Annotated in this window: 11 protein-coding genes and 1 other annotated feature; of the genes, 9 read left to right on the top strand and 2 right to left on the bottom strand. The window is 30.4% G+C overall.

From position 1 onward, the window contains the following. Positions 1-55: 55 nt before the first annotated feature. From BUB34_RS00565 to BUB34_RS00545, 5 genes are all read left to right on the top strand, one after another. Positions 56-727 (top strand): potassium channel family protein, encoded by a 672-nt coding sequence (locus BUB34_RS00565; protein ID WP_073123208.1) that lies wholly within the window; start codon positions 56-58, stop codon positions 725-727. Next, entirely contained in the window at positions 727-1,524 is a 798-nt protein-coding gene (locus BUB34_RS00560; RefSeq protein WP_084120052.1) for a TrmH family RNA methyltransferase, read from the top strand. The genes BUB34_RS00565 and BUB34_RS00560 overlap by 1 nt, the downstream gene beginning before the upstream one ends. A gap of 79 nt (positions 1,525-1,603) precedes the next feature. Continuing rightward, positions 1,604-1,829: a binding site (T-box leader), on the top strand. 57 nt (positions 1,830-1,886) lie between these two features. Next, complete coding sequence (pheS, locus tag BUB34_RS00555) at positions 1,887-2,906, top strand: phenylalanine--tRNA ligase subunit alpha (protein ID WP_073123206.1); 1,020 nt, start codon at positions 1,887-1,889, stop codon at positions 2,904-2,906. 15 nt (positions 2,907-2,921) lie between these two features. After that, positions 2,922-5,312, top strand: coding sequence for a phenylalanine--tRNA ligase subunit beta (gene pheT / locus BUB34_RS00550; protein WP_073123204.1), 2,391 nt, complete (start codon positions 2,922-2,924; stop codon positions 5,310-5,312). A gap of 24 nt (positions 5,313-5,336) precedes the next feature. Then, positions 5,337-5,930, top strand: a complete 594-nt coding sequence (locus BUB34_RS00545; protein ID WP_073123202.1) for a cell division protein ZapA — start codon at positions 5,337-5,339, stop codon at positions 5,928-5,930. A gap of 172 nt (positions 5,931-6,102) precedes the next feature. Here BUB34_RS00545 and BUB34_RS00540 read toward each other — a convergent pair whose 3' ends face one another. After that, the gene (locus BUB34_RS00540) at positions 6,103-7,797 is read right to left on the bottom strand and encodes a methyl-accepting chemotaxis protein (protein WP_073123201.1); all 1,695 of its coding nucleotides are present in this window, start codon (positions 7,795-7,797) and stop codon (positions 6,103-6,105) included. Between the two features lie 319 nt (positions 7,798-8,116). Here BUB34_RS00540 and BUB34_RS00535 point away from each other — a divergent pair, with 319 nt between their 5' ends. The 3 genes from BUB34_RS00535 (at position 8,117) to BUB34_RS00525 (ending at position 12,429) form a co-directional block, all read left to right on the top strand. Next, positions 8,117-10,534, top strand: coding sequence for a DUF3656 domain-containing U32 family peptidase (locus tag BUB34_RS00535; RefSeq protein ID WP_073123199.1), 2,418 nt, complete (start codon positions 8,117-8,119; stop codon positions 10,532-10,534). A gap of 30 nt (positions 10,535-10,564) precedes the next feature. Continuing rightward, positions 10,565-11,134: an HD domain-containing protein gene (locus BUB34_RS00530; RefSeq protein WP_073123197.1), complete on the top strand. Its 570-nt coding sequence runs from the start codon at positions 10,565-10,567 to the stop codon at positions 11,132-11,134. A 161-nt stretch (positions 11,135-11,295) separates the two neighbouring features. Continuing rightward, complete coding sequence (locus BUB34_RS00525) at positions 11,296-12,429, top strand: XRE family transcriptional regulator (RefSeq protein ID WP_073123195.1); 1,134 nt, start codon at positions 11,296-11,298, stop codon at positions 12,427-12,429. Positions 12,430-12,617: 188 nt separating this feature from the next. Here the strand turns inward: BUB34_RS00525 and BUB34_RS00520 are convergent, their stop codons facing one another. Further along, positions 12,618-13,268, bottom strand: coding sequence for a YidC/Oxa1 family membrane protein insertase (locus tag BUB34_RS00520; RefSeq protein WP_073123193.1), 651 nt, complete (start codon positions 13,266-13,268; stop codon positions 12,618-12,620). An 807-nt stretch (positions 13,269-14,075) separates the two neighbouring features. Between BUB34_RS00520 and BUB34_RS00510 the strand changes: the two genes are divergently transcribed. Next, positions 14,076-14,552 carry an NUDIX hydrolase gene (locus tag BUB34_RS00510; RefSeq protein WP_073123189.1) on the top strand — a complete coding sequence of 159 codons (477 nt, stop codon included), beginning with the start codon at positions 14,076-14,078 and terminating at the stop codon, positions 14,550-14,552. The last annotated feature ends 23 nt before the right edge of the window (positions 14,553-14,575 follow it).

Here is a 14,575-nt window from a genome sequence, read left to right as displayed (position 1 = left end):
AATATTTTTGAGATTTTATTAAAAGAATTAATAGGTATAGAGAGGAAGAAATATTATGAAGCAGTATATAGTTATTGGGTGTGGAAGATTTGGTGGTTCTGTAGCTACAACTATGCACCTTTTAGGTCATCAAGTTATGGCTATAGATAAAAGTGAGGAAATAATTCAAAGCTTATCATATAAGGTAACTCATGCAGCAATAGTAGATGTGACTGATGAGCAGGCCCTTAGATCATTAGGTCTAGGAAATTTTGATGTAGCTATAATAGCGATTGGTTCAGATATAAGAGCCTCTATAATGGCTACTCTTATAGCCAAAGAAATGGGAGTATCTCAAATAGTTTGCAAGGCTAAAGATGAACTACAGGCCAAAGTTCTGTACAAGATAGGCGCGGATAGAGTAGTATTCCCAGAGAGAGATATGGGTGTAAGGGTTGCACACAACTTGGTATCTGATAATATATTAGATCATATAGAATTGGATCCTGAGTACTCTATAGTGGAGGTAGTTACACCGAGTAGATGGGCAGGCAAAACATTGATAGACTTAGATTTAAGAGCGAGATATGGTATTACTGTACTTGCAATAAAATCAGGAAAATCAATAGATGTAACACCTTCTCCAACAGAAGAACTTAGAGCTGGTAGTATATTAGTTGTGATTGGAGAAAATACTAGTATAAGTGCTATAACATCAGAAAATAAAGATGTAAGTAGGAGAAAATAATGAGTATAATGATAACAAGTAAGGATAACGAGAAAATTAAATACACAAAATCCTTATTAAAATCTAAAAATAGAATGAAAGAGTCTAAGTTTATAATAGAAGGTTATAGAATACTTACATTAGCTTTAGAGTGTAATGCAGATATTGATTATGTATTTATAAATGAAGATTTTGAAATGAAAAATGAACATTTAAAACTTTTGAGAATGTTGGAAAATAATGAAGTAAAAGTATATAAAACAACAAATAAAAACTTTAAAGAATTGGTAGACACTGAAAATACCCAGGGTATTATAGGTGTTATAAACTTTAAGGAAAAAAATATAGAACAAAGCATAGACAGTAGTCAAAAATTTGTTCTTGTACTGGATAGAATTCAAGACCCAGGAAACATGGGTACAATAATAAGAACTGCAGATGCAGCTGGAGTAGATGCTATAATAGTGCTAAAGGGATGTGTAGATATATATAATCCAAAGGTTATAAGATCGACAATGGGTTCAATATTTGACATGAATATAATTCAGTGTACACAAGAAGAAGCGATAGAAAATCTTAAAGCTAATAGTTTTAGTATAGTATCTAGCTATTTAGACACAGATAACTTCTACAATACTGTAGATTATAACAATAAAGTGGCTTTAGTAATAGGGAATGAAGCTAATGGAATAAATGATGAATTAATATCTAAATCGGATATTCTAGTAAAGATACCTATTTACGGAAAAGCAGAATCACTAAATGCTGCAATAAGCTCAGCTATATTAATGTATGAGATAAAAAAGCATATAATTTAACTTAATGCCTTGTAGTATAAGGGCATTATATGTTATAATTATTTGACATTTTATAAAAATAATGTTAAAAATTCATAGTAAATATACAATGAAGGAGAAAAGTATTTTGGACAAATTTAGTTCAGAGAGAAGTACCTAGGCTGTAAGTACTTTCTAATTATTCAAAAGAAGTTCGCTCTGGAGTATTAAAGCTGAAATTACAGTAGGCTTTAACGTCAAAACGCGTTAAGTTTGTACGAGGTGGTTTAATATATTTTTATTAAACTACTAGGGTGGTACCGCGAATATAGTCTTTCGTCCCTAGATAGGGATGAAGGGCTTTTTTTATATTTTTTTAATAAAACGTGAAAGGGTGATTAGTAGTGCAAGAAAAATTACTTAATTTACAAGAAGTAGCTTTAAGTGAAATAAAAGATGCACAAAGCATAGAACAGATAGAAAACTTGAGAGTTAAATATCTAGGCAAAAAAGGTGAATTAACTTCTATACTTAAAGAAATGGGGAAGTTATCTAGTGAGGAAAGACCTATAATAGGTAAGGTGGCAAATGAGGTAAGAGAGGCACTGGAAACAGGGATAAGCAATAAAAAAGAAGAATTAAAGGCTTTAGAACAGGAAAGAAAGTTAGCAAGCGAGATTATAGATGTAACTATGCCAGGAAAAGTATTTACAGTAGGGAAAAAACATCCCATAACTCAAATAATAGATGAGGTTACAGAAATATTTATGGGACTAGGGTTCTCTGTTGCAGAGGGTCCAGAAGTTGAGACTATAGAAAATAACTTTGATGCACTAAATGCTCCTAAGGACCATCCATCAAGAGATATGAGTGATACATTCTATGTAAATAGTGAATTATTACTTAGAACTCAAACATCTCCAGTTCAAGTAAGAACTATGAAAAATGAAGAGTTACCAATCAAGGTAATATCTCCAGGAAGATGTTTTAGATACGACTCTCCTGATGCAACTCACTCACCAATGTTCCATCAAATAGAGGGATTAGTTGTAGGAAAAGACGTTACAATGGCACAACTTAAAGGAACATTAGACAATTTTGTCCAAAAACTATTTGGGGACAAAACTAAAACTAAATTTAGACCTCATAACTTCCCATTTACAGAGCCAAGTGCAGAGGTTGATGTTACTTGCTTTAAGTGCGGTGGCGAAGGATGTCAAATGTGTAAGCAAGAAGGATGGATAGAAATATTAGGCTCAGGTATGGTTCATCCAAATGTACTTAGAAACTGTGGAATAGATCCAGAGGTTTATAGTGGATTTGCTTTTGGTATGGGGGTTGAAAGACTTGCTATGCTGAAATATGAAATAGATGATATAAGATTATTATTTGAAAATGATATGAGATTTTTGGATCAATTTTAATTAGGAGGGATTTAAATGTTAGTATCTTTAAAATGGCTTAGAGATTATGTTGATATAGATATGGATACAAAAGAGTTCGCTGACAAGATGACAATGACAGGGACTAAAGTTGAAAAGGTAGATTTTTATGGTGAAGAAATAGAGAATGTTGTTGTTGGAAAAATATTAGAAATAACAGCACATCCAAATGCGGACAAACTTATAGTAACTAAAGTTGATGTAGGTAGTGAAGTTATACAAGTTGTTACAGGTGCAAAAAATGTATCTGAGGGAGATTATATACCAGTAGCAAGAGTAGGAGCTAAGTTACCTGGTGGAATAAAAATTAAAAAAGGTAAGCTAAGAGGAGAAACTTCTGAGGGAATGATGTGTTCTTCTGAGGAGTTAGGAATAGAATCTCAATATGTAGAAGAATACAAAAGAGATGGAATATATATTCTTGACCATGAAGATACTTTTGAACTAGGAAAAGATGTAAAAGAAGTTTTAGGAATAAATGATGCACTAATAGAATTTGAATTGACTTCAAATAGACCTGATTGTAAATCTATGGTAGGTATAGCTAGAGAAGCAGCTGTAACTATAGGTGCAAAATTAAAATACCCTGAAATAACAGTAAAAGAAAGTCAAGAACCAATAGATTTCAATATAAAAATAGAAAACACAGACCTTTGCGAAAGATATGCAGCTAGGGTAGTAAAAGATATAAAAATAGAGGAGTCTCCTTATTGGATGAGAAGAAAGCTTATGGAAGCTGGTATTAGACCTATAAACAATATAGTTGATATAACTAACTATGTTATGCTAGAACTAGGTCAACCGCTTCATGCTTTTGATCTAAATGATATAAAAACAGGGAAGATAGTAGTAAAAAATGCATCAGAAGGTGAAAAATTTACTACTTTAGATGAAGTTGAAAGAACACTTGATAAGGATATGCTAGTTATAACAAATGGAGAAAAATCACTTGCTATAGCTGGTGTAATGGGTGGTGCTAATTCTGAAATAAAGGGTAATACAACATCAATACTTATAGAGAGTGCAAACTTTAAGCAGGAAAATATAAGAGCGACATCTAAAAAATTAGGTCTTAGAACTGAAGCGTCATCAAGATATGAAAAAGGTATAGACAAAAATCTTGTAGAAGAAGCAGTAAATAGAGCTGCTCAGTTAATAGAAATGTTAGGGGCGGGAACTGTTCTTAAAGGTGTAGTAGATGAGTATCCAGTTAAGTCTGAAGTTAAGAAGATGTCTGTAAATCCACAAAGAATAAACAAACTATTAGGTGTAGATGTTTCTATGGAACAATTTATACAGATATTAGAGTCTTTAGAATTTAAGTGTGACTTAAAATCTAGTGATAGATTGGAAATAGAGGTCCCTAGCTTTAGATTAGATATAGAGCAAGAAGCAGATATACTTGAAGAGATAGCTAGAATATATGGATTTGAAAATATACCATCTGCCCAATTAGAAGGTAATGCAACAGCAGGTGCTAAGACTTCAAAGCAAAAATTTATGGATAGTATAAAAAACAATGCAACTTCCATAGGACTAAATGAAATATTAACATATTCATTTGTAAGTCCAAAAGGAGTAGATAAAATAAGATTACCTGAAGGGGACCCAAAGAGAGAATTTATTAAATTAATAAACCCATTAGGTGAAGAGACATCAGTAATGAGAACTACTATGATGCCAAATATGTTAGAAGTTTTATCAACTAACATCTCTCGTAAGGTGGATGAGGCATTAGCATTTGAGTGTGGACATACTTTTGCTACAAAGTCAGGTATTCCAGTAGAGGAGACTCATCTATGTGTAGGAATGTATGGTAAAGATGTAGATTTCTTTGTGCTTAAAGGGGCTTTAGAAACTATACTTGATAATGTAGGATTTAAGGGATATGAAATACTACCAGAAAACAGTAATTCAACATTTCATCCTGGCAGATGTGCAAAAATAATGTATAATGATATATATATAGGTACTTTGGGAGAACTACATCCAAGTGTGATAGAAAATTATGACTTGGGTCAGAGAGTTTATGTTTCTGAGATAAACTTGGACTTAGTATTTGAAAATTGTAATAGAACTGTAGTATACAATCCATTGCCAAAATATCCATCTACATCAAGAGATATAGCGCTGATAGTTAAAGATGAAGTTTTCGTTAAACAAATAGAAGATATAATAGAACTAAACGGGGCTGGTCTTGTGGAAGGATACAAATTATTTGATGTATATAAAGGTTCTCAAATAGAAGAGGGGTATAAGTCAATAGCTTACTCTATAACATATAGAAGTAAAGACAAGACTCTAACAGATGAAGATGTAGCAAAAGTACATGAAAAGATATTAAGTGAGTTAAGTGAAAAACTAAACGCTAACTTAAGATCAAACTAACTAAACTGATAAGGGGGGGTTAGTATGAACAGAGTAATGGTAAAAATCCATGGATCAGAGTATCCAATGGTTGGCGATAAGCCAGAAGAGCTTATGATAAAGGTGGCTTCTTTTGTTGACAAAGAGATGACCAAGGTAACAGAAAGTAATCCAAGACTTAGTTTGTCTGTTTCTGCAATACTGACTGCATTAAACATAACAGATCTCTTGTTTGAATGTTCAGAAGCTAATGATCAACTGACTAAGGAAAATGAGGCTTTAAAAAACAACACTGTGACTCCAGATGAAGAATTGAAGCTACAACTAGAAGAATTAAAAAAATCATTAGAAATGAAAGAAAAGGAACTATCTGATAGTAAGGCAAAGATAAATGAATTAACTCAAATAATAGATAAACAGAAAAATGAAATATTTGGGTTAAGCGATACAGCAGAGAAATTTCAAGAAGAAGTTGACAAGCATAAACTTGAGGTAGAAGAACTATTATCTAAGATAGAAGAGGCAAACGAGAGAGCATCTATAGCGGAAAGTTTGTCATCTGAATTCCAAAATAAGGCTTATGACCTACAGTTAAAGTATACAGAACTTAAAAACAAAGTAGACAATCTAAAGGAATAACTAAATTAAAATAAAAAACGGGTAGGCCTAAGTAAATTAGCCTATCCGCTTTTTGTCCTTGTATATCAAATTATTATAATAGCTAAAAACTTATTAATAATATTTACAAAATAAACTAGAGTCTTGCTTTTGTATAATTATAAAGTATAATTAAAGGAACTAATTAAATAATTTAATTAAAAAATGGTTCTTCTTTAAGTTTAAATTCATTTACTAACTGTTTTAATATTTGAGCCTGTCCACTTAATTCTTCTGAAGAGGCTGCACTTTCTTCTGAAGTTGCTGAATTTGTTTGAATTACAGATGATATTTGGTCTATTCCTATTGTTACCTGAGTAATCGCAGCAGCTTCTCTATCTGTAGCATCTGAAATTTCTTGAACTTTTTTAGATACAGCTTCAACTTTTTCGACCACATCATTTAGAGATAGGGCAGTTTCATCAGCAATTTTTGTTCCAGAGTCTATTGCCTTCATAGTATTTTCAATAAGTAGTGTTGTATTTTTTACAGCCTCTGAGGATTTTTGGGCTAAATTTCTCACTTCATCAGCTACAACTGCAAATCCTTTTCCAGCATCTCCAGCTCGTGCAGCTTCTACTGCGGCATTCAGAGCTAGGATATTAGTTTGGAATGCTATGTCATCTATAGTTTTAATTATTTTTTCAATTTCATTTGATGTAGTAGTAATTTCGTTCATAGCACGAGTTAATGCTACCATTTGTTCGTTGCTAGTAATCATTCCTTCGCTCATACCCCTTGAAATTAGGCTAGCAGTTTGGGCATTGCTGGCAGTTTCTTTTATTTCAGTAGATATATCTGATATTGTAGCAGATAATTCCTCTATAGAAGATGCCTGTTCTGTTGCACCTTGAGATAGAGCTTGGGCTCCCTCTGACATTTGATCGGCTCCAGCAGATACTTGATCAGATGCTTGGTTAATTTGAGCTAATGTTACATTAAGAGAATCTATAATAGTTTCCATTGCATCTTTTATTTCAGAGAACTCGCCAATATATTCTAAATCTATTTTTAAGTCCATATTTCCAGAGGCCACTTGAGCCAGTTTTTCTTTTATATCGTTAATATATTTTTTTAATTGACCCTTTGTTTCCATTAATGAGAATACTAGCATACCAAGTTCAGATGTATCAGGTTCTAGGTCTGAGTCAGAGGATAAGTTCCCCTTAGAAAGCTCTTCCATTTCATTTTGAACTTGTTTAATAGGTATAATTATTTTTTTCTTTGTTATGATTGCAGTTAAAACTTGAGATAAAATTACTAATAAAACAAACGTATATGAAATTACTTCTAGTATATTTATTAACATTTTTTGTTTATTAATGGTATTTTGCATCCTTGACTCAATCTCATTTAAAAAGTCATTTTGTAATTCTCTAATTTTGATTAAATTTCCTTGATAATCTTTTCCAAAAACATATGATATAGCATCTGAGTTTTTGCCATCTTCCACCATTTTCATTGCATTTTGTTCTAATGGAACAAGGTTATTGGATAACTGTGACATTTCTTCAATTTTGTTGGCTTCGCTTGGAGTAATACCTATTTCTTTCATATTTTTTACTCCAGTTTCTCGATTTTTCAAATTATTAATTTCGTTGTAGTAATTGTCATAGTGCTCTTTATCACCAGTTGCAGCATAGCTTCTAACTTCATCTGTCAAATAAGCTGATCCGTCTATAAAACGTTTTGCATTTTCTGTAAGGTTATACTTATCTTGTTGCATAACAACTATTTTGTTGTTATAAGATGTTACGATAAAAAAGAAAATTGCTAGAAAAACTGTAAGTATAACGGCTGTCAAATTTAGAATTGACATAAGTGTTGACTGCTTTATTGCCTTTTTCATTGGTAGGCCTCCTTATAAAGAGATAATAATTTATTTTTAATCATAGACCGCATGTCTATAATTAATATATCGACATGTTCTTTAAGAACTAAATAGCTTTGAATAATTTTATTTTTGACATAGTTTTATTAGATTTATTTATCTACAAATAATATTAAATTGCACCAAACAATGTTTATATATAGTAAAATTAGTTATAGTATGTAATACTTTATTAGTATAGTTACAAGGACTTATAGACATTAATAATGGATAACATAAATAATGTAGAGTAGATAAGAGTAGATAAAAATAGATAAAACCTTGAAGGAGGATGTAGATGAAAAATATAGAATTATTAGCTCCAGTTGGTTCATTTGAAGCACTAAAAGCAGCAGTTCAAAATGGGGCTAACGCAGTATATTTAGGAGGAAAGGATTTTAGCGCAAGGGCATCAGCGAATAATTTTGACAGAGAAGAATTAAAGCAGGCAGTTGCCTACGCACATATAAGAGATGTAGAGGTATTTGTAACGGCAAATACACTAATAAAACAAAATGAAATAAAAGATTTTATAGAGTATGTAAAATTTTTATACGATATAGATATAGATGCCATAATACTTCAGGATGTAGGTATGGCTAAACTAGTAAAAAACTTGCTTCCAGACTTTGAAATACATGCAAGTACGCAGATGGTAGCCCATTCTCTAGAAGATGTAAAATACCTTCAAAAATTAGGATTTGACAGAGTAGTATTAGCTAGAGAACTAAATGTAGGAGAGATTAAATATATTTGCGATAACACAGATGTAGATATAGAAGTATTTGTGCATGGGGCATTATGTGTGTGCTACTCAGGTCAGTGTTTGATGAGTAGTATGATAGGAAACAGATCGGGAAATAGAGGAAGATGCGCCCAACCATGTAGACAAAAGTATCAACTTGTAGATGTAAATACAGGTGAAATAATAAACAATAATGGGGACTACTTGTTAAGCCCTAGAGACTTATGCACAATAGATGATATTGATAAGATAATAGACGCAGGAGTTTTATCTCTAAAAATAGAAGGTAGAATGAAAAAGCCAGAGTATGTAGCTACAGTTATAGGAAGCTATAGAGAGGCTATTAATGATTATTTAAACACAAATAAACTCTATGTATCAGATGAAACTAAAAATGATTTATATACTATTTTTAATAGAAAGTTCACTAAAGGATATATATTAGGTGAAGTTGGAAAAGATTTAATGAACTCTGAGATTCCAAACAACCAAGGCCTTTATGTGGGAAGAGTATTAGATTATAACAAAAAAGCTAAGAGATTAAAAATCCAATTAGAGAATACCCTTAAAAAAGGAGACGGGATAAATCTAGGCGGAGGTACTATAGGAAGAATTATAAAAGGCGGAGAAATAACTACAATTGCACACAAAGGTGATTTAATAGAATTAGATTTTATAGGAGAGGCTAGAAGAAATCAAATTGTATTTAAAACATCGGATTCTGAGTTAATGAATAGAGTTCAATCGACATTTAAAAATGACAAAGAATTTATAAAAGCAGGTATAGATGCAGATATAAAGATAAAATTAGGCAAAAATCCAATTCTTCAACTAAAAGATGAACATGGAAATAGAGTAATAGTTGAGGGAGAAAAAGAGGTAGAAAAGGCGTTAAAGGTGGCCCTATCAGAGGAAAAAGTTAAACAACAACTACAAAAGTTTGGCAACACTCCGTATGAATTAAGAAATATAAAAATAGAACTAGACGATAATGTAAGTTTACCTATAAGCATTTTAAATCAAATGAGAAGAGATGCAATAGACAAACTAAGTGAAGAAAGAGTAAAAATAAAAGATAGAGGCTATAAACAAAATAAATTAGAATATAATCCTAAAAAAGTTAGAATAGGTACCACTTCAAAACTTAGAGCTAAAGTAAAGAATATAGAACAATTGGAGGCCATCTTAGATTTAGAGATAGATTCAATTTATTATGAAGATATAAACAGCATAGATAGGGCTATAGAACTAGGAATAAAATACAATAAAAAAATAATATACTCCGCTCCAAGAATAATTAGAAATAAAGAGTACACTCAATTAGAAAAGCTAGACAATACAAAGTTAGATAAGATTCAAGTTGGAAGCTGGGGAGCAATAGAGTACTTTAAAAACCAAGATATAAATTTAAATATAGATTACTACTTAAATGCTTTTAATAGTGAGAGTATAAATTACTTTAAAAGTATAGGAGCCGGGACTGTGTGCATATCTCAGGAGTTAAATCTAAATGAGATAAAAGAAACTCTGTTATATACAGATGTAGAGGTTGAATCGGTTGTATATGGATATACCCCTATGATGATAACTGAATATTGTCCAATGGGAGTAATAGTTAGAGATTGTAAAAAGGATAAAAAAGTAGCAAAATGCAAAGAAAGTCAGTATTTACTAAAAGATTTCAGAGGAGAAGAATACAGGATATCTCAAGATATGTTTTGTAGAAGTACAATATATAACTCTAAAGTTACAAGTATGTTAGATAATCTATACGAATTAAACGATATAGGTGTAAATATATTTAGATTAGATTTTACACTAGAGGATGCCGAAATTACCAAAGAAGTTGTACAAGCATATATAGAAGTATTAAAAAATAATTATAGATTGGGAAGCAAAGCGCAAAAATTATACTCAAAGCTAGAACAAATTGGAGTAGGGGCAGGACATTTTTATAAAGGTGTCGAATAATTAAACTATATTACATTTGGAGGTATATTTATGAGAGACAGAGCAGAAGAAATACTTAAGAAATACCTAAAGTCAGAATATTTAATTACACATTCTTATGCAGTTGAAGCTGTCATGAGGGCTTTAGCCAGAAAACTAGAGCCAGAAAAAGAAGAGGAATGGGCAATAACAGGTCTACTTCACGACCTAGATGCAGATATGCTAAATTATAAGGAAGACCCAGAAGAGGAAAAGCTACATGCCCTTAAGGGGGTAGAACTTCTTAAAGAAGAAGGTTTTGGAAATGAATATATGTACCAAGCAATAAAGGCACACAATGAATCAAATGGAACAAAAAGAATTAATGTAATAGACACAGCAATATATGCAGCAGATCCGATAACAGGTTTTATAAATGCAATAACTCTTGTATACCCGGACAAGAAAATATCAAGTGTAAAAGTAAAATCAATAACTAAGCGTATGAAGGAAAAAAGATTTGCAGCAGGTGCAAATAGAGAGGCAATGATGAGTATAGAAGAGATAGGTATACCATTTGCTGAGTTTGCCCAAATATCATTAGAAGCGATGCAAGAGATAAGCGATAAATTAGGATTATAAAAATACTAAAATTGACTATACTAAATAAATATGATAAATTTATAAAATATAGACAACTGTGTAATAGATTGTTTTATTAACAATGCTTTGGGTATTAGATGTATCCAGAGCATTATTAATTTAAAATAGATTTAGATAAATAAAGAAAGAGAGATATATTTATGAATAAAAAAGTATTTATAGGAAGAAAGCTAAAAGAAGCTAGAATGTATAGAGGAAAGACAATAGATGTTTTAGCAAAGGAAACCAATATAAATAAAAAAGATATAATAGCATTTGAAGAAGAAAAGTACAAGCCTACACTAGAAAATGAAATGAAATTATCAAACGCATTGAACTTTCCAAAGGAATTTTTTAAACAAGCAGATAATACAAAAATAACTATAGAAAATACACATATAAGACCGGAGTGTACAATCCCAAAAGTAGAGCAAATATCGTATAGAGAAAAACTGGTTATGGCTCATAAACTAATGTCATTTATAGAAGGATATATACAATTTCCTGAAACAAACTTACCTGATAATCTAAACAAAAATGATGAAATAGAAGACCTGGCAACAAAAGTAAGAAGATACTGGGAGTTAGGTGATGGGATAATAGGAAATATGCTAACTTTACTTGAAATAAACGGAATAGTAGTATCCGATTTTAACGTAAACAAAAAAGGAGCACTATCATTTTCACAAAAACAAACTATCCAAGATAGTACAAGATACTTTATATCGCTTGGGAATGATAAAAAATCAGCATGTATAAGAAACTATGACCTAGCATATGAACTGGCATATATCGTATCAGCAGAAGCTAATATACAAGCCAAAAAATTCTCAAAAGATGAATTCGCATGTGCATTTTTACTACCAAAAGAAACATTTACTAAAGATTTGAAATTAGTAAATGACTTAGAAGACTATATAGAACTAAAGAAAAAATGGATAGTTCCAATATCAGCAATGATACTAAGAGCATATCAATTAGGAGAGATAAGCTATAAGAAATACATGCATCTAATGAATGAAATGGACAAAAAGGGTTGGTTAAAAAAAGAACCATTAGATGACAATATAAAAGCAACAAGCCCAATACTACTAAAAAAAGCAGTTGAAATGTTATTAGAAAATAATATAATGAGCAAAGCAAGTTTAATCCTAAACTTAGAAAAGTGGGGATTATATATCTACCCAGATGACGTAGAAGATTTACTGGGATTTAAAGAAGGAAAATTGTCTGAAGATAAAAAAACTAAAGGAAGTAACGTAACAAAAGTGAATTTTAAATCTAAAAAGAAATAAGAAAAATTGGTAATTAATGTATTATTAAGTGTTAGCATAGTTATATTTTAACGGGAGTGTACATAAGATTGTTTTATACAAATCTAAGTACACTCCCGTTTTATTACACTAAGTTTATTTTTTAATAATTTCTGTATATGCATTTCAAAAAAATTATTATTTAAAGTTTTAGATAGAAAATTGTTTTATTAACTTTGAATAGGATTAGTATTTTGTTTTATATATATTCTAAAACAGATATCTTCTATTAAAGAGTAGATACTACTAGTTATAAAGTATAGCCCTATTGCAACAGGAGTTTTGGCTGTAAATAAAAAGCTCATTATAACTGTAGATACTGCTATTTGTTTATTAAATTTAACCTGTGTATTGGCTTTAAAATAAGGAATTGAATTTATAAAATTTGGAGCCAACATAGTTATTGCATATATACAAGGAATTATAAATAAATTATCAGAGACGCTTAAATTGCTAATCCATGGAAGAATTATACTCGAAGAAGTATATTTCATATTTGAAAAAGTATTATACAAAGCATAAATAATTGGCATCTGAAGTATAATAGTCGAGCAACCCAACATACTTTTCATACTTTCAAGCGAATGTTTTTGTAAATGTTCTTCAAGTTCTTTAGGACTATCTTTATACTTATCTTTTATTAAATCTATTTTTGTAGCTAGATCTTGTTGCTTTTTCATAGATAATTTTTGTTTTATTGAAAAAGGCATTAAAATTATTTTTACTGATAATGTGACAATCACGATAGCAATTCCAAAGTCTCCTGTAAAATTGAACAATAAATTTAGTAACTCTTGTAATATATTTGAAATGAAATCCATTTTTATTCTCCTTTAAATTTAAGTTTTGTTTATAAATGGTTCATTCAAATTAAAATAAGCTACAATATCTCCAAATATCGTATTTTAAATAACTAAAATACTGTTTAGGATGGCGTATCTCAGAATACCTAAACAAGTTTAGAAATATTTTTTTAAAGAATTCAATTTTATGAGAGAATTTATTTTTTAAAAAGCAAACTAGACATCCAACTGCTGATAGAAAGAATGCTAGATATAATAATATAAAAATTATATTATCTAAGTTTAGCTTCATTTATTCACCTCATTTGAATTTTATGTTTATATGATTATAATATATATAATATTTTATGTAAACGTTTAATAGATTACAGTTTATAAATTATATATAACATATATTAAGTTATATATAATTTATAAATAAACATCACAATTACAAAATATCCAGAGATGAAAATAAAAATAAAATAATTATAATATTGTAATCTAAACTTCTGCTTAACGTAACGGATATGTTACTTGATATCAAATATAGATAGGTTTATAATCGTGTTAAGTATAACTTATATCAATAACTCTCGGAGCGTTGATACATCCAATTTATCAATGATATAAGCTGTTAAAAGGGTAAAATACCTGATAAGAAAGAGGTATTTGATAATTAAAAAGGGTTTTAACTTAACCGACGCCGCTAACGATAGCATATATTTATAGCGAAGGGATGGTGAAGATATAAGTCGCCCCGACATTGCAGCTTGACTGCCTGGAGGAAGACTAATATCAAGCCATCCCGAAGCGTCGATATATTTAATTTATCAAGGAGGACTTATGAAGTTAACAACAATATGTTACATAAAAAAAGACAATAAAACACTAATGCTTTACAGAAATAAAAAAGAAAATGACATGCATGAAGGTAAATATGTAGGAGTTGGTGGAAAGTTTGAAGAAGGCGAAACACCAGAAGAATGTATACTTAGAGAAGTAAAAGAAGAAACTGGATTAACACTAAAATCCACAAAATACAGTGGATTAATAACATTCCCTAAATTTAAAAATAATGAGGATTGGTATATGTTTATTTACTCATCAGACGAATTTGAGGGAGATTTAACTAAAGAGGACATGAAAAATTGTCCAGAGGGAAAATTAGTTTGGGTGGATAATGATAAATTACTCGATTTGAATATGTGGGAAGGGGACAAACTATTCTTAAAATGGGTTGAAACAAACAGAATCTTCAGTGCAAAAATGACCTATGAAGGTAAAAAATTAAAAGATTATAATGTAGTATTCCACACATAAAGTAATAATTAATAAGAAAAATT

The sequence above is a fragment of the Asaccharospora irregularis DSM 2635 genome (assembly GCF_900129815.1).
GTDB classification, from domain to species: domain Bacteria; phylum Bacillota; class Clostridia; order Peptostreptococcales; family Peptostreptococcaceae; genus Asaccharospora; species Asaccharospora irregularis.
The sequence above is the reverse complement of the archived record's forward strand: the minus strand, read 5'-3'. Positions and strand labels throughout refer to the sequence as shown.

What these genes read in the sequence shown, in the direction of transcription:
- BUB34_RS00565 (WP_073123208.1), top strand. Translation starts at nt 56, where the DNA reads ATGAAGCAGTATATAGTTATTGGGTGTGGAAGATTTGGTGGTTCTGTA.
- BUB34_RS00560 (WP_084120052.1), top strand. Translation starts at nt 727, where the DNA reads ATGAGTATAATGATAACAAGTAAGGATAACGAGAAAATTAAATACACA.
- pheT (WP_073123204.1), top strand. Translation starts at nt 2,922, where the DNA reads ATGTTAGTATCTTTAAAATGGCTTAGAGATTATGTTGATATAGATATG.
- BUB34_RS00545 (WP_073123202.1), top strand. Translation starts at nt 5,337, where the DNA reads ATGAACAGAGTAATGGTAAAAATCCATGGATCAGAGTATCCAATGGTT.
- BUB34_RS00540 (WP_073123201.1), bottom strand. Translation starts at nt 7,797, where the DNA reads ATGAAAAAGGCAATAAAGCAGTCAACACTTATGTCAATTCTAAATTTG.
- BUB34_RS00535 (WP_073123199.1), top strand. Translation starts at nt 8,117, where the DNA reads ATGAAAAATATAGAATTATTAGCTCCAGTTGGTTCATTTGAAGCACTA.
- BUB34_RS00530 (WP_073123197.1), top strand. Translation starts at nt 10,565, where the DNA reads ATGAGAGACAGAGCAGAAGAAATACTTAAGAAATACCTAAAGTCAGAA.
- BUB34_RS00525 (WP_073123195.1), top strand. Translation starts at nt 11,296, where the DNA reads ATGAATAAAAAAGTATTTATAGGAAGAAAGCTAAAAGAAGCTAGAATG.
- BUB34_RS00520 (WP_073123193.1), bottom strand. Translation starts at nt 13,268, where the DNA reads ATGGATTTCATTTCAAATATATTACAAGAGTTACTAAATTTATTGTTC.
- BUB34_RS00510 (WP_073123189.1), top strand. Translation starts at nt 14,076, where the DNA reads ATGAAGTTAACAACAATATGTTACATAAAAAAAGACAATAAAACACTA.